Origin of the sequence: Rhodobacter sp. TJ_12 (assembly GCF_020023995.1) — a bacterium.
Lineage (GTDB): Bacteria > Pseudomonadota > Alphaproteobacteria > Rhodobacterales > Rhodobacteraceae > Rhodobacter.
The window spans coordinates 73815-88171 of the sequence record NZ_NRRD01000001.1 but is presented as its reverse complement, the minus strand read 5'-3'; the positions used below and the strand labels follow the sequence as shown (position 1 = coordinate 88171).

At 61.7% G+C, this 14357-nt stretch carries 14 protein-coding genes; 6 read left to right on the top strand and 8 right to left on the bottom strand.

Annotation, left to right across the window (positions count from 1 at the left end; all coding sequences use genetic code 11):
* Positions 1–139 precede the first annotated feature (139 nt).
* From CKO11_RS00415 to CKO11_RS00400, 4 genes are all read left to right on the top strand, one after another.
* On the top strand, positions 140–1000 hold the full coding sequence (locus CKO11_RS00415; RefSeq protein WP_223631795.1) for a peptidylprolyl isomerase: 861 nt from the start codon (positions 140–142) through the stop codon (positions 998–1000).
* Between the two features lie 28 nt (positions 1001–1028).
* The gene (gene argJ, locus CKO11_RS00410) at positions 1029–2417 is read left to right on the top strand and encodes a bifunctional glutamate N-acetyltransferase/amino-acid acetyltransferase ArgJ (protein ID WP_223631794.1); all 1389 of its coding nucleotides are present in this window, start codon (positions 1029–1031) and stop codon (positions 2415–2417) included.
* A 47-nt stretch (positions 2418–2464) separates the two neighbouring features.
* Positions 2465–2857 (top strand): (deoxy)nucleoside triphosphate pyrophosphohydrolase, encoded by a 393-nt coding sequence (locus CKO11_RS00405; RefSeq protein WP_223632330.1) that lies wholly within the window; start codon positions 2465–2467, stop codon positions 2855–2857.
* 179 nt (positions 2858–3036) lie between these two features.
* The gene (locus CKO11_RS00400) at positions 3037–3174 is read left to right on the top strand and encodes a hypothetical protein (protein WP_223631793.1); all 138 of its coding nucleotides are present in this window, start codon (positions 3037–3039) and stop codon (positions 3172–3174) included.
* A 112-nt stretch (positions 3175–3286) separates the two neighbouring features.
* On the opposite strand, the gene infB is transcribed toward CKO11_RS00400, so the two are convergent.
* The 5 genes from infB to pip all read right to left on the bottom strand — a co-directional run bounded on the left by infB (position 3287) and on the right by pip (position 9805).
* The gene (gene infB, locus CKO11_RS00395; protein WP_223631792.1) at positions 3287–5812 is read right to left on the bottom strand and encodes a translation initiation factor IF-2; all 2526 of its coding nucleotides are present in this window, start codon (positions 5810–5812) and stop codon (positions 3287–3289) included.
* Positions 5809–6438 (bottom strand): RNA-binding protein, encoded by a 630-nt coding sequence (locus CKO11_RS00390; RefSeq protein ID WP_223631791.1) that lies wholly within the window; start codon positions 6436–6438, stop codon positions 5809–5811. Before CKO11_RS00390 ends, infB begins: the two co-directional genes overlap by 4 nt.
* 1 nt (position 6439) lies before the next feature.
* Positions 6440–8050, bottom strand: coding sequence for a transcription termination factor NusA (nusA, locus tag CKO11_RS00385; protein WP_223631789.1), 1611 nt, complete (start codon positions 8048–8050; stop codon positions 6440–6442).
* 3 nt (positions 8051–8053) lie between these two features.
* Positions 8054–8662, bottom strand: coding sequence for a ribosome maturation factor RimP (gene rimP / locus CKO11_RS00380; protein WP_223631788.1), 609 nt, complete (start codon positions 8660–8662; stop codon positions 8054–8056).
* 171 nt (positions 8663–8833) lie between these two features.
* Positions 8834–9805: a prolyl aminopeptidase gene (gene pip / locus CKO11_RS00375; RefSeq protein ID WP_223631787.1), complete on the bottom strand. Its 972-nt coding sequence runs from the start codon at positions 9803–9805 to the stop codon at positions 8834–8836.
* Between the two features lie 69 nt (positions 9806–9874).
* On the opposite strand from pip, the gene ubiG reads away from it, so the two are divergent.
* Positions 9875–10618, top strand: a complete 744-nt coding sequence (gene ubiG / locus CKO11_RS00370) for a bifunctional 2-polyprenyl-6-hydroxyphenol methylase/3-demethylubiquinol 3-O-methyltransferase UbiG (RefSeq protein ID WP_223631786.1) — start codon at positions 9875–9877, stop codon at positions 10616–10618.
* Between the two features lie 125 nt (positions 10619–10743).
* Here ubiG and mog read toward each other — a convergent pair whose 3' ends face one another.
* Both mog and CKO11_RS00360 read right to left on the bottom strand, forming a co-directional pair.
* The gene (gene mog / locus CKO11_RS00365; RefSeq protein ID WP_223631785.1) at positions 10744–11271 is read right to left on the bottom strand and encodes a molybdopterin adenylyltransferase; all 528 of its coding nucleotides are present in this window, start codon (positions 11269–11271) and stop codon (positions 10744–10746) included.
* On the bottom strand, positions 11268–12497 hold the full coding sequence (locus CKO11_RS00360) for an argininosuccinate synthase (RefSeq protein WP_223631784.1): 1230 nt from the start codon (positions 12495–12497) through the stop codon (positions 11268–11270). The genes mog and CKO11_RS00360 overlap by 4 nt, the downstream gene beginning before the upstream one ends.
* Positions 12498–12645: 148 nt before the next feature.
* Here CKO11_RS00360 and ilvA point away from each other — a divergent pair, with 148 nt between their 5' ends.
* Positions 12646–13893 (top strand): threonine ammonia-lyase IlvA, encoded by a 1248-nt coding sequence (gene ilvA / locus CKO11_RS00355; RefSeq protein WP_223631783.1) that lies wholly within the window; start codon positions 12646–12648, stop codon positions 13891–13893.
* A 6-nt stretch (positions 13894–13899) separates the two neighbouring features.
* On the opposite strand, the gene CKO11_RS00350 is transcribed toward ilvA, so the two are convergent.
* Entirely contained in the window at positions 13900–14229 is a 330-nt protein-coding gene (locus CKO11_RS00350) for an Hpt domain-containing protein (protein ID WP_223631782.1), read from the bottom strand.
* Between the last annotated feature and the right edge of the window lie 128 nt (positions 14230–14357).

Below are 14357 nucleotides of genomic sequence, written 5' to 3'. Positions count from 1 at the left end.
TTGCCGCACCCCCTTCCCGCTCGTAGAACATCAAGCGGATAAGGGGCGGATCTGCCTTCACAGGACCCTTGGCGATGTAAGGGGCAGCCGTCCGAGTGTCAACGCCGCGGGGTGCCGCGGCCCTGCGGGAGAAGACGAGATGGCGCATTTCACCAAACTTCTGGGCGCTGGCGCCGTGATCGCTTGCCTTTCGGGCGCGGCCTTTGCCGAAACGGCGGACAAGGATCTGGGCCCCGATACGGTGGTGGCCACGGTCAATGGCACGGAAATCACGCTGGGCATGATGGTTGCGGTGCGCGACGGGCTGCCGCCCGAATATCTGCAACTGCCCGATGAACTGCTGTTCAACGGCGTCTTGGATCAATTGATCCAGCAAACCGCGCTGGCCGAAATTGGCGAGGGCATGATGACCCATCGCGATGAAATCGCCCTTGAGGTTGACCGGCGCGCCTATCTGGCCGGAATGCTTTTGGATTACACGGCGCGCCGCGCGGTGACCCCCGAAACGCTGCAAGAAGCCTATGATGCGAAATACGCACAGGCCGAGCCCACGCGCGAATTCCATGCGGCCCACATCATCGTGCCCACCAAGGAAGAGGCCGAAGAAATTTTGGCCGAGATCGAAGGCGGCGCCGATTTTGCCGAAGTGGCCAAGGAAAAATCTCAAGATGGCGCGGCCGCGAATGGCGGCGATTTGGGCTGGTTCGGCTTGGAGCAGATGGTGCAACCCTTTGCCGAGGCCGTGGCGGCGATGAAGGATGGCGAGGTCAAGGGCCCGGTGCAGACCGAATACGGCTGGCATGTTGTGCGGCTGATCGAAAGCCGTCTGGGCGCGGCCCCGTCGCTGGATGAAGCCTCCGAAGATTTGGCGGGCGATCTGCGCCAGCAAGCGGTCGAGGACCGGGTGCGCGATACGGTGGCCGAAGCCGAGGTGGAAAAGCATGTTGAAGGGATTGACCCCGCCGTGCTGAAAGACCCGAAACTGACGGGCGCAGAGTAAGGTCAAAGGGCACAGGCGGAGCAAAACGATGGGCAAGAAAAAAGAGCTTGAGGCGCGGGTCGAAAAGCTGAAAGCCAAGGTCAAGGGCCTGAAGGCAAAGCTGGGCAATGTGTCCGAAGAAGCCGTGGCCGAATTGCGCGAAGAGGTGGCCGAGGTCGCCGCCTCGGTCAAACCGGCGGCCTTGGTGTCGCCGCTTGCCCCCAAAAGCTTCCCGAAACTTCCGCAGATCGCAGGGGTGGAATTCGCCGCCGCCGCTGCCGGGGTGCGCTATGCCGGGCGCACGGATGTGATGCTGGCGCGCCTTGCGCCGGGCAGCGCGGTGGCCGGGGTCTTCACCACCTCATCCACCCGAGCCGCCTGTGTCTTTGACTGCCAAGACAAGCTGGCAGGGCCGGTCGAGGACACCGCCGGGGCCGCCATCATCGTCAATTCGGGCAATGCCAATGCCTTTACCGGCGCACTGGGCCAAGCCTCGGTTGAGGCGGTGACCGGGGCCGTTGCGGCGGCGCTTGATCTTCCGGCCAGCCGGGTGTTTTCCTCCTCTACCGGGGTGATTGGCGAGCCGCTGCCGCATGACAAGATCACCGCCGCCGTGCCGGGCCTGGTGCAGGCGCTGGCCGCGGATGGAATGGAAGCCGCCGCCCGCGCGATCATGACGACCGACACCTTCCCCAAAGGCGCCTGTGCCGAGGTGCAAACGGACGAAGGTCCGATCCGCATTGCCGGCATCGCCAAAGGCTCTGGCATGATCGCGCCCAATATGGCGACGATGCTGGTTTATATCTTCACCGACGCAAAGATCCCCGCGAAGCTGTTGCAAAAGATGCTCGCGCGTCAGGTGGATGACACGTTCAATGCGATCACTGTCGACAGCGATACCTCGACCTCGGATGCGTTGATCCTTGCGGCGACGGGCCAATCCGCCGCGCCCGAGATCACCGATCTGCGCGCCCGGATTGCCAAGGATTTCGAGGCTGCGCTGCGCGATGTGATGATGGATCTGGCCCATCAGGTGGTGCGCGATGGCGAGGGCGCGACGAAATTCGTCGAAGTCCGCGTGAGCGGGGCTGAAACCGCCGCCGATGCACATAAAGTGGCGATGGCGGTGGCCAATTCTCCGCTGGTGAAAACCGCGATCGCGGGTGAGGATGCGAACTGGGGCCGGGTCGTGGCCGCCGTGGGCAAATCGGGTGCCAAGGCGGAGCGCGACCTGCTGCGCATTTCGTTTGGCGATATGGTGCTGGCCGAAAACGGCTGGCGCGTGCCCGATTACTCCGAAGAGGCTGCAAGCGCCTATATGAAGGGGCAGGAATTGGTGATCGGCATCGATCTTGGTCTCGGCGAAGCCGCGAAATCGGTCTTCACCTGTGATCTGACGCATCGCTATATCGACATCAACGCGGATTACCGGTCGTGAGCGGGGGCTGCGGTCCCGGCACTCCGGCGCCGCCCGCGCCGGGCAAGATGGTGCTGGTCAGCGCGGTCGCGCTGATCGATGTGGATGGGCGCGTGCTGCTGGCCCAACGACCCGAGGGGAAACCCATGGCGGGCCTGTGGGAGTTTCCGGGCGGCAAAGTTGAGCCAGGGGAAACACCCGAGGCCGCGCTGATCCGCGAATTGCACGAAGAGCTGGGCATTGATACCTGGCATAGCTGCCTCGCGCCGCTGACCTTTGCTAGCCACAGCTATGACACGTTCCACCTGTTGATGCCGGTTTTCGCTTGCCGCCGCTGGGAAGGCCGCGTGCAGTCGCGCGAAGGTCAACGGCTGGCTTGGGTGTTCCCGGGGCAATTGCGAGACTATCCGATGCCCGCTGCGGATGAGCCCTTGATTCCCGTTCTACAAGACTGGCTTTAAGGCTGCATTGCAGCAATTTGGGCAACAATCGCCGCGTTGCAGAAATTTTCATGCGCCAGAACGTCGCGCTACGCAACAAAACTATAAAAAATTCACCCCTGCGCTACTTTTGCATTTGCACTTTATCAAGAAATAGTGACTAAGATCCCTTGTGAAAACCAGTCCTAGGAGGATGTTTCATGCTTCGTACCATCGTTGTGGGCAGCTGTGTCTCCGTGCAAGGGACCTTTGAAAACCAGCTCGAAAACGGCAAAATCGTGGTGCGTGTTGGTGAGCGTCTTTACGCCGGCAAGCCGGTGCTGCGGAAATCTGCCTGATCTTCGCAACCCAACCACTCGCGCAACGAATAAAGGGGGGCCTTGGCCCCCCTGTTTCTTTTTCCGAAACATTCTCGACATCAGGCCCGATCCGTAAACCGGGCCTGCGCGCTTAAAGCTGGCGCTCGACTTCTTCGCGTTCGAAGATTTCGATCACGTCATTGGCGCGAATATCTTCGTAGTTCTCGAAGGCCATGCCGCATTCCTGACCGGATTGCACTTCCTTGACCTCGTCCTTGAAGCGCTTGAGCGTTTTCAGCGTGCCCTCGTGGATCACCACGTTGTCACGCAGCAGACGCACACCGGCCGAACGGCGTGCCACGCCCTCGGTGACCAGACACCCGGCAACCTTGCCGACGCCCGACACCTTGAACACCTCTTTGATCGAGGCATAGCCGATGAAGGTTTCGCGCACCTCCGCCTTGAGCAAGCCCGAAGCGGCGGCTTTGATGTCGTCAACCAGATCATAGATGATCGAGTAGTACCGGATTTCGACGCCCTTTTGGTTCGCCGCAGCCCGCGCCGGCGCGTTTGCCCGGACGTTGAAGCCGATCACGGGGGCCCCCGACGCCTCGGCCAGACCGATATCGCTTTCGGTAATGGCCCCCACGCCGGAGTGGATGACGCGCACCCGCACCTCTTCGTTGCCGATCTTCTCAAGCGCTTGCACGATCGCCTCGGCCGAGCCCTGCACGTCAGCCTTCACCACCACCGGCAGTTCAGCGACGTTTTCATCGGCCTTGGCCTTCGCCATCAACTGTTCCAGCGTGGTCGCGGCCCCTGCGGCGGCGCGCTTGTCTTTCGCAGCTTGGGTCCGGTAATCGGCGATTTCACGCGCCTGCGCCTCGGTTTCCACCACGTTAAGCACATCGCCCGCTTCGGGCGTGCCGTTGAGACCCAGCACCTCGACCGGAACCGAGGGGGCCGCCTCTTCAACACGGTCGCCACGGTCGTTGATCAGCGCGCGGACCTTGCCCCATTGCTCGCCGACGACAAAGATATCGCCGCGGCGCAGGGTGCCATGCTGCACCAGAACCGTCGCCACCGGGCCACGGCCGACATCCAGCTTGGCTTCGATCACCGCGCCTTGCGCCGAACGGTTGGGGTTGGCGCGCAGTTCAAGGATTTCGGCTTGCAGCGCAATCGCCTCAAGCAGGGTATCAAGGCCCTTGCCGGTCTTGGCCGAAACCTCAACCGTCTGCACCTCGCCGCCCATTTCCTCGACCACAACTTCGTGCTGCAGAAGCTCGGTGCGCACTTTTTGCGGGTTCGCGGCAGGCTTATCGCATTTGTTGATCGCCACGATCATCGGCACATCGGCGGCCCGGGCGTGGTTGATCGCCTCGATCGTCTGCGGCATCACCGAATCGTCTGCGGCCACAACCAGCACGACGATATCGGTCACCTGTGCCCCGCGCGAGCGCATCGAGGTGAAGGCCGCGTGGCCCGGCGTGTCGAGGAAGCTCAGCACTGCCCCCGACTCGGTCGTGACCTGATAAGCCCCGATGTGCTGGGTGATCCCACCGGCTTCGCCCGACACCACATTGGCGTTGCGGATCGCATCCAAAAGCGAGGTTTTGCCGTGGTCGACGTGGCCCATGATCGTGATGATCGGCGGACGCGCGACAAGATCTTCGTCCTTGTCCTGCACGCTGTCGATCACTTGTTCCACATCGGCATCCGACACGCGCACCGCGCGGTGGCCGAATTCCTCAATGATCAGTTCGGCGGTATCGGCATCGATGGTCTGGTTGGCAGTAACCATCATGCCCATCTTCATCAGCGCCTTGACGACATCGGCGCCGCGCTCGGCCATACGGTTGGCCAGCTCCGAAACCACGATGGTCTCGGGAAGCTGCACTTCGCGCACCACCTTCTCGGCTTTCTGGCCGTAGCCCATCGCCTTTTGCCGCGCTTTTTCCTGCTTGCGCTTCATCGCGGCGAGCGAACGTTGACGCCCGCCCTCGCCCTCGATCTCGCGCAAGGACAGCTTGCCCGAGCGACGGCCTTCGTCGCCCTTGCCCTTGGAATTGCGGTCGTTTTGGGTGTTGCGATCATCGCGATCGCGGTCGGTCTTGCGCGGGCCGGTGGTGCTCACGCCCTTCGTGGCGGCGCGCGCAGCAGCAGCCTCGGCAGCGGCCGGGTCGGCAGGAGCTGCGGCTTTCGGGGCCGGTTTCGCGCGGACCTCTTCTTTGCGTTGGGCGCGCAGTTCCGCCTCGCGGGCCTTGCGCTCTTCTTCTTCTTGCTTAAGACGCAGCGCCTCTTCGCGCTCACGCTCTTCGCGTTCCTTGGCCTCGGCCTCGGCGCGGCGGCGTTCGCGTTCTTCTTCGCGGGCCTTTTCCTCGGCGGCGCGCTGCGCAGCTTCCTCAGCCTCACGGGCTTTGGCGGCTTGCAACGCCTTCAGGCGGCGCTCCATCTCGGCATCGGAAATGCCCGCGGGGCGACGCGACGGGTCGCCCAGCGCCGGCGAGCCCGACGATTTCGAGGACGCCCCCGCACCAGGCTTGGGCACCATGACCTTCTTGCGCTTGGTCTCGACCACGACGTTCTTCGTGCGCCCGTGGCTGAAGCTTTGCTTCACCGAACCGGGGCGCGCGCCGCCGAGACCGAGGGGTTTCTTGCCGTCCGTATCGCTCATGCCGTCTTCGTATCCTTCATGGCGGTCTGGCCGCCGTCCTGCTTGCGCAATCCCGCAAGCCTTGCCGCTTCTCTAATCACACGCGGGGTGAGTCCGCCAGCCGCAAGCGCGCCGTGTATCGCACGGTCGCGGCCAAAAGCCAAACCCAATTCCGAGGCGGTCAAACAGCCGAACCAGCGCCCGCCCGGGGGAGTCCAGAGTTTGCCCTTGCCGCGGTCAGATCCGTCCGATGCCTGCAACAGCACCTTCGCACGCCCTTCCGCCAGCCAGTCCTTGACCTTTTCAAAGCCGCAGACCGCATCGCCCGCCTTGCGCGACAGCGAAATCAGCTCAATCACCCGTTGTGCAAGACCCGCATCGACCATGTCGATGAAGCCTTCGGGCAATTGTGCCTGCGACCTTGCAGCGCGGGAAAACAGCCCCTTCGAGGCCGCTTTTTCCAGCACTGCACGCTCCGAGGTGACCCAGATACCCCGGCCGGGAAGCTTTTCGGCCAGATCCGGGTAGATCATGCCATCGGGGCCAAGCACGAAACGCACAAGTCCAGCCTTCGGCGCCACATCGCCTGTTACGATGCAACGCCGTTCAGCTTCTTCGCGTTCCTTGTCCCGGCCTCCGCGGCTCATCTTATTCCTCGGTTTCTTCCTCGGTGTCTTCTTCTTCCTCGGCCACCTCGAGTTCCGACGGATCGACCCAGCCAAGCTGGATGCGTGCCGTCATGATCAGCGCTTGCGCCTCTTCCAGCGTCATGCCGAATTTCTCGAGAATACCGTCATCCTTGACGCGCGAGCCGTCGACCGTGGTCCAGCCGCCTGCCAATTCCCAATCGGCGCAGGTGGCAAAGTCTTCCAGCGTCTTCACGTCGTCACGGGCCAGCGCCTCGATCATTTGGGGCGTCAGACCCTCGAAGTCAAACAGCGACTGTTCGACCCCAAGCTCTTTCGCGGCCTCAATGGCCTTGCGGTTCTGTTCTTCGATGTAGTCGCGGGCACGCGCTTGCAGTTCTTCGGCGGTGCCTTCGTCCACGCCTTCGATGGCCAGAAGCTCGTCGACATCGACATAGGCCACTTCTTCAAGATTGGTGAAGCCTTCGGCCACCAGAAGCTGGGCGAAGAATTCATCCAGATCAAGCGCATCGACAAAGAGCTTGGTGCGCTCGGCAAATTCGGCCTGACGGCGGCTCGATTCTTCAGCCTCGGTCAGAATGTCGATATCAAGGCCGGTAAGCTGACTGGCCAGACGCACGTTTTGGCCACGCCGACCGATAGCAAGCGAAAGCTGCTCGTCGGGCACGACAACCTCGATCTTGCCCGCTTCTTCGTCGATCACAACTTTGGCGACCTCGGCCGGTTGCAGCGCGTTCACAAGGAAGGTCGCCGCATCGGGGTTCCACGGGATGATGTCGATCTTCTCGCCCTGCAATTCGCCCACGACGGCCTGCACGCGCGAACCGCGCATACCGACACAGGCGCCGACCGGATCGATCGAATTGTCGTTCGAGATGACGGCGATTTTCGCGCGCGATCCCGGATCGCGGGCCACAGCGCGAATCTCGATGATGCCGTCATAGATTTCCGGCACTTCCATCTTGAAGAGTTCCGCCATGAACTGCGGATCGGTGCGGCTGAGGAAGACCTGCGGGCCACGGGTTTCGCGGCGCACGTCTTTGACATAGGCGCGGATCCGGTCGTTCGGGCGATAGCTTTCGCGGCCGATCTTTTCGTTACGGCGCAGAATCGCCTCGCCGCGACCAATATCGACGATGATATTGCCGTATTCCTCGCGCTTGACCACGCCGTTGATGATCGTGCCCTTGCGGTCCTTGAATTCTTCAAACTGGCGGTCGCGCTCGGCTTCGCGGACCTTTTGCAAGATCACCTGCTTGGCCGATTGCGCCGCAATCCGGCCCAGATCGACCGGCGGCACTTCGTCGATGATTTCATCGCCGACCTGCGGATCGCTCTTGTATTGCTTAGCCTGCGCGACGGTCAGCTCGGCCTGATAGTTTTCGACCGCATCATCCTCGACCACGGTGCGCACACGGGTAAAGGTGGCACGCCCGGTTTTGCGGTCGATAGACACGCGAATGTCCATTTCTGCCCCATAGCGCGACTTGGCGGCCCGGGCGAGGCTGTCTTCCATCGCCTGGATCACCAGGTCGGGGTCGATCATCTTCTCGCGGGCAACGGCCTCGGCAGTCTGCAGAAGTTCCAACTGGTTGGCAGAGGTAATTGCCATCTCTCAGGTCTCCTCGTCGGGATCTTGGTCGGGGGTCTTTGTATCGTCTTCGGTTTCGATCTCGTCGAACTTGGTTTCGTCAACGATACCGGCGGCCTTCTTCTGGCGCAGCATTTCGGCGATCAGCTCTTCGGTCAGGATCAGTTTCGCATCGCTGAGCCAATCGAATTGCAGGCCGATGATGACCTGTTCGCCCTGCTCCTCGATCTCGATCAGCACCTCGTCACCCTCGGTGCCGTGCAAAACACCCTTGAAGCGTTTGCGGCTGTCGATCTGCTCGGCGGTTTCAAGACGCGCCTCATAGCCTTCCCAGACATCGAAATCCTTCAGCCGCGTCAGCGGCCGGTCGATCCCGGGGGAAGACACTTCAAGCGTGTATTTTTCCTCGATCGGGTCTTCGACATCCAGCACGGCCGAAACGGCGGTCGAGATGGCCGCGCAATCATCGACATCTATCCCGCCCTCGGGCCGGTCTGCCATGATCTGCAACAAAGGGTATTTGCCCCCCTGCAACCGGATGCGCACAAGTTCGAAGCCAAGCCCCTCGATGGTGGGGCCGACAATCTCTGCCAGGCGCCGGTCGATGGCGGTCTTGGCGATTAGGTCGGTCATGTTCCGATCCCTGAAAAACAAAAAACGGGCCTAAGCGGCCCGCGACATAGTTCCGGTGGGTACCGAGTTTGGACCTCGATACGCCGCTGTTGAAGTGCATATAGGCGAATCCCCCCCGGGTTGCAAGCTTTCTGTCAAAGGGTCCGCCGCTTTGCGCCGCCGCACGCTGTGCTAGCGGCGCATCCGGTCCATCGTTGCCACCAAAGCGGCGGTGATCCCCGGCTCGCTCAGCGCATGGCCTGCCGCGGGCACCAGCCGCAAATCGCATTTCTTCCAGCCCCGTGCCAACCGCCATGCCGAGATCGGCGGGCAGATCATATCCATCCGCCCTTGAATGATCGTGGCCGGGACATGTTCGATCCGATGGCGGTCGCGCAGGATCTGCCCGTCTTCCTCCAAAAACGCGTGATTGGAGAAATAATGGTTCTCGATCCGGGCAAAGGCATGGGCGTAATCGGGCGGCGCCTCGCCGGAGAAGCCATCATAATCGACCGAGGCGAGCGCATTTTCCCACATCGCCCAATGCCGGGCGAAACGCGCCTCTTGCAGATAGTCGCCCGAAAACAGCCGTTTTTGATAGGCAGTGATCATGTCATGGCGTTCGCCATCGGGAATAGGCGAAATGAACTGAGTCCACAGATCGGGGAAGAACTGCCCCGCGCCGCCGCCATAAAACCACTCCAGCTCCGAGCGCTGCGCCAAAAACACCCCGCGCAGCACCAAGGCCTGCGCCCGGTCAGGATAGGTTTGCGCATAAAGCAGCGACAGCGTCGCCCCCCAACTGCCGCCAAAAACGATCCAGCTATCGATGCCCAGATCGGTGCGGATTCGCTCCATATCCGCGATCAGATCCCATGTCGTGTTATGGCTGACCGAAGCATGTGGTTTCGACAACCCGCAACCGCGCTGGTCGAAAAGAATGATCCGGTAGTGTGCCGGGTCGAAATAGCGCCGCATCGCCGGGCTTGAGCCGCCGCCCGGCCCGCCATGGCAGACCACCACCGGGCGCCCTTGCGGATGGCCCGATTGCTCGACATAGATTTGATGGCCGAAGCCGACGTCTAGCAGCCGCTGATCGAAGGGTTCGACCGGCGGATAAAGAAAGGCGCTTGCCGTGCGCTTTTGCCCTGCGTTCTTGTCCATCGCCGCACTATATAACGCGTGAACCCCGCCCGCCACGGGGCGGACCGAAAAATTCAGCCGGAGGGTGGCATGGAAGCTGCGACAAAGACGATCGACCCAGCCGAGGTGGCAAAATTCGAGGCGATGGCCGCCGAATGGTGGGACCCGAATGGCAAGTTCAAGCCGTTGCATATGCTCAACCCCTGCCGGCTTGATTACATCACCACGCAAATCGCCACCCAATTCGGGCGCGATCTAAAAGCCCCCCGCCCGTTCGAAGGGCTGCGGCTGTTGGATATCGGCTGCGGCGGCGGGCTTTTGGCGGAACCTATGGCACGTTTGGGCGCGACCGTTGTGGGCGCCGATGCCGCGCCGAAAAACATCCCCGTTGCGAAACTGCATGCCGAACAATCGGGGCTCGAAATCGATTACCGCAATTGCGCCGCCGAAGATCTGGCCGCAGCGGGCGAGCGGTTCGATGTGGTTCTGGCGATGGAGATCATCGAACATGTCGCCGATACGCAGGGCTTCACCAACACCTGCGCAGAGCTGATGAACCCAGGCGGGCTGATGGTCATGTCGACGCTGAACCGGAACCCCAAAAGCTATGTGATGGCAATTTTCGGGGCCGAGCGGGTGATGCGCTGGCTGCCCGTGGGCACGCATGAATGGTCGAAATTCATCACGCCCGATGAGCTTTATGGGCTGATGCGCGGTGCAGGGCTCGACCCGGTCGACCGCAAGGGGATGGTGTTCAACCCGCTGGGGTGGAGCTGGTCGCTGTCTTCCACCGATCTTAGCGTGAACTACGCCGCCGCCGCGGTGAAACGGTAACAAGATCCGGCGCCTTGCCGCAGACCTCCGGGGACGTTCTCGCAAATCGAAAAGGCAGCTTTTCTGCTTCGACTTTGTGAAAATATCCCGGGGAGTCTGCGCAGCAGACGGGGGCAGCGCCCCCTTCACTTTGCCTTCGGTCGAAACGCCACGATCTTGGCCGGATCGGTCTCCATATAGCCCGCGCCGATCAGATCGAGGCAATAAGGCACCGCCGCAAAAACCGCATTCAGACAGGTGGCAATCGCCGCAGGTTTACCGGGCAGCGTGATGATCAGGCTTTTGCCCGCAATGCCCGCCGTTTGCCGGGACAAGATCGCCGTTGGCACGTCGCGCAGGCTGGCACGGCGCATTTCCTCGCCAAAGCCCGCCAGTTCCTTTTCGATCACATCGCTCACGCCTTCGGGCGTTTCATCGCGGGGCGCGGGGCCGGTGCCGCCGGTGACCAAAATCAGGTCGGCGCCTTCTGCCACCAGGGCGCGCAGACAGGTGGCGACGCTGTCGCGCCCATCGGGGATGATATGGCGCGCAATGGAAAGGGGCGTCGTCACGACGCCCCTGAGCCACTCTTCACAACCGGGGCCGCCCTTGTCCTCGTACTCCCCGCGCGAGGCGCGGTCGGATACGGTGACAATCGCGACCGAGGCCGTCATTTGCCCTCGACCCGCGCGTTGCGGGTGGCGATCAGGCGCAGACGCAGACCGTTGAGGCGAATGAAGCCCTCAGCGTCTTTTTGGTCATAGGCGCCCGCGTCCTCCTCGAAGGTGACGTGTTTTTCGCTGTAAAGGCTGTGGTCCGACCAGCGCGCCACGGTGCTGGCTTTGCCCTTGTAAAGCTTGACGCGAACAGTGCCGGTCACATGCTCTTGGGTCTTGTCGATCAGCGCTTGCAGTGCTTCGCGCTCGGGGCTGAACCAGAAACCATTGTAGATCAGCTCGGCATAGCGCGGCATGATGCTGTCTTTGAGGTGGCCGGCCCCAGCATCCAGCGTGATTTGCTCAATGCCGCGGTGGGCCTCCAGCAAGATCGTGCCGCCGGGGGTTTCATAAACCCCGCGCGATTTCATCCCGACAAAGCGGTTTTCCACCAGATCAAGCACACCCACGCCATGTTTGCCGCCCAGTTCGTTGAGCTTGGTCAGGATCGTGGCGGGCGACATCGCTTCGCCATTGATCGCCACGGCATCGCCTTTTTCGAAGGTGATCTCCACCATCTCGGGCGTGTCGGGGGCCTGTTCCACCGGCACGGTGCGTTGCAGCACGTAATCGGGGAATTCCTGCGCCGGGTCTTCCAGCACCAGCCCTTCCGACGAGGTGTGCAGCAGGTTCGCATCGACCGAGAAGGGCGCTTCGCCGCGTTTGTCCTTGGCAATCGGAATTTGGTTCGCTTCGGCAAATTCCAAAAGCTTGGTGCGCGAGGTCAGATCCCACAAACGCCACGGAGCGATCACCTTGATCGTCGGGTCAAGCGCGGCAGCCGAAAGTTCAAACCGCACTTGGTCATTGCCCTTGCCCGTCGCGCCATGCGCAATCGCATCGGCGCCGTGATGGCGGGCAATCTCGACAAGGTGTTTCGAGATCAGCGGACGCGCAATCGAGGTGCCCAGCAGGTAAAGCCCTTCGTAAAGCGCATTGGCGCGGAACATCGGGAACACGAAATCGCGGACGAATTCTTCGCGGCCATCCAGAATGTGGATGTTCTCGGGCTTGATGCCCAGCATCTCAGCTTTCTTGCGCGCCGGTTCCAGCTCCTCGCCCTGACCGAGGTCGGCGGTATAGGTGATCACCTCACAGCCATATTCGGTTTGCAGCCATTTCAGAATGATCGAGGTGTCGAGGCCGCCGGAATAGGCAAGCACGACTTTCTTGGGAGCGGACATAGGGAGCCTCCGAAGGTGCGGTTTGCGCGGGCATAGTGTGTTTTTTCCCGCTTCTCAAGGGCTGCGGCGCGGTTTGACCACGCGCAATTGTGCCCCATACAAGGGCTTTGCTCTTGCGTGTGGGGCCGCGCCGCGCCACATCTGCGCCATGACCCAGTTCGCCCTTGCCGCCCTTGCCGCCACCCGTGCGCTGCGCACGCTCTTTGAGCCGACGCCGCTGCAGCGCAATGATTTCTTGTCAAAGCGCTATGGGGCCGAGATTTGGCTAAAGCGTGAAGACCTGACCCCGGTCCGGTCCTACAAGCTGCGCGGTGCGTTTACGGCGATGCGCAAACGCCGCGAGGCAAACCCCGATGCAACGCATTTCGTCGCCGCCTCGGCGGGCAACCATGCGCAGGGCATGGCCTTTGCCTGCCGCCATTTTGGCGTGAAGGGCACGATCTTCATGCCGGTCACCACGCCGCAACAAAAGATCGACAAGACCCGAGTCTTTGGCGGCGAAGCGGTCGAGATTGTGCTGACAGGGGATTATTTCGACCAAACCTTGGCGGCGAGCCAAGAGTTTTGCCAAAGTGCCGGGGCGCATTTTCTGTCGCCCTTTGACGATGCCGATGTGATCGAGGGGCAAGCCTCGGTCGGCGTGGAAATCTTGGATCAATTGGGCCGCGCGCCCGACCTGGTGATCTTGCCGGTCGGCGGCGGCGGGCTGGCGGCAGGTGTCACCGGCTATCTGCGCGCCACCGCGCCGCAAACCGATTTCCGCTTTGTCGAGCCTTTGGGGGGCGCCAGCCTGAGCGCAGCGATTGAAGCCGGCGCGCCCGTCACGCTCAAACAGGTCAACAGCTTCGTCGATGGCGCAGCGGTGGCGCGGATCGGCGCATTGCCGTTTGAGCGGTTGAACTGGATCAAACCGGAACAGGTGCTTCTCTCGCCCGAAGATCGGATCTGCATTTCGATGTTGGAAATGCTCAATCACGAAGGGGTCGTGCTGGAACCGGCGGGGGCCTTGGCGCTGGATGTGCTGCCGGAATTGGCCGAGCAGATCAAAGGCAAGACAGTCGTGTGCCTCACCTCGGGCGGCAATTTCGATTTTGAACGCCTGCCAGAGGTCAAAGAACGTGCGCAGCGCTTTTCGGGGCTGAAGAAATATTTCATCTTGCGGATGCCACAGCGCCCCGGCGCCTTGCGCGAATTTCTGTCGATGCTGGGGCCCGATGACGACATCGCGCGCTTTGAATATCTCAAAAAATCGGCGCGCAACTTTGGCTCTGTGCTGATCGGGATCGAGACCAAGGAAGCCTCTGCTTTTGATGCGCTGACCCGGCAGCTGGATGCCGCGGGCTTTGACTACCGCGACATCACCGATGATTCGGCCTTGGCCGAGTTTCTGATTTAAGCTGGCTCAGGCCGCGCTCAGGAACTCGTCCACGCGGCCCATGAACTGCTCTTTCGAGCGGGCATAGCAATCCAAGACCGCGGGCACGTCGACACTTTCGGCATTGCCCGCCGCGCAGCGCCGCTCGCCATCTTGGCACATCGCACCAAACGCCCGGAACCCAAGGTTCCAAGCCGAGCCTTTCAGGAAATGCAATTCATCGCCCAGCTTGCCTGGCTTGCGGCCGAGGTTCAACACCACGTTCTCGACCTCATCAAGAAATAGTTCCAGAACTTCGGCGAACCCATCCGCGCCGATCTCGGATCGCAACTCGGCGACCCGTTCCCAATCAATCATAATGCCCTCCACGGACCCCATTTTCTTCACCGGTTCCGACGCTACGCCGCAAAGGTTGCCGAAGCTTTAAGCGGCTCCATCTTTACCGTTGTTCACCTCTTCTTAAGGCCGATCGCGCAGTCTGCCCT

What these genes read in the sequence shown, in the direction of transcription:
- argJ (WP_223631794.1), top strand. Translation starts at nt 1,029, where the DNA reads ATGGGCAAGAAAAAAGAGCTTGAGGCGCGGGTCGAAAAGCTGAAAGCC.
- CKO11_RS00400 (WP_223631793.1), top strand. Translation starts at nt 3,037, where the DNA reads ATGCTTCGTACCATCGTTGTGGGCAGCTGTGTCTCCGTGCAAGGGACC.
- nusA (WP_223631789.1), bottom strand. Translation starts at nt 8,050, where the DNA reads ATGGCAATTACCTCTGCCAACCAGTTGGAACTTCTGCAGACTGCCGAG.
- ilvA (WP_223631783.1), top strand. Translation starts at nt 12,646, where the DNA reads ATGACCCAGTTCGCCCTTGCCGCCCTTGCCGCCACCCGTGCGCTGCGC.
- CKO11_RS00350 (WP_223631782.1), bottom strand. Translation starts at nt 14,229, where the DNA reads ATGATTGATTGGGAACGGGTCGCCGAGTTGCGATCCGAGATCGGCGCG.
- rimP (WP_223631788.1), bottom strand. Translation starts at nt 8,662, where the DNA reads ATGACCGACCTAATCGCCAAGACCGCCATCGACCGGCGCCTGGCAGAG.
- CKO11_RS00415 (WP_223631795.1), top strand. Translation starts at nt 140, where the DNA reads ATGGCGCATTTCACCAAACTTCTGGGCGCTGGCGCCGTGATCGCTTGC.
- pip (WP_223631787.1), bottom strand. Translation starts at nt 9,805, where the DNA reads ATGGACAAGAACGCAGGGCAAAAGCGCACGGCAAGCGCCTTTCTTTAT.
- ubiG (WP_223631786.1), top strand. Translation starts at nt 9,875, where the DNA reads ATGGAAGCTGCGACAAAGACGATCGACCCAGCCGAGGTGGCAAAATTC.
- CKO11_RS00405 (WP_223632330.1), top strand. Translation starts at nt 2,465, where the DNA reads ATGGTGCTGGTCAGCGCGGTCGCGCTGATCGATGTGGATGGGCGCGTG.
- infB (WP_223631792.1), bottom strand. Translation starts at nt 5,812, where the DNA reads ATGAGCGATACGGACGGCAAGAAACCCCTCGGTCTCGGCGGCGCGCGC.
- CKO11_RS00390 (WP_223631791.1), bottom strand. Translation starts at nt 6,438, where the DNA reads ATGAGCCGCGGAGGCCGGGACAAGGAACGCGAAGAAGCTGAACGGCGT.
- CKO11_RS00360 (WP_223631784.1), bottom strand. Translation starts at nt 12,497, where the DNA reads ATGTCCGCTCCCAAGAAAGTCGTGCTTGCCTATTCCGGCGGCCTCGAC.
- mog (WP_223631785.1), bottom strand. Translation starts at nt 11,271, where the DNA reads ATGACGGCCTCGGTCGCGATTGTCACCGTATCCGACCGCGCCTCGCGC.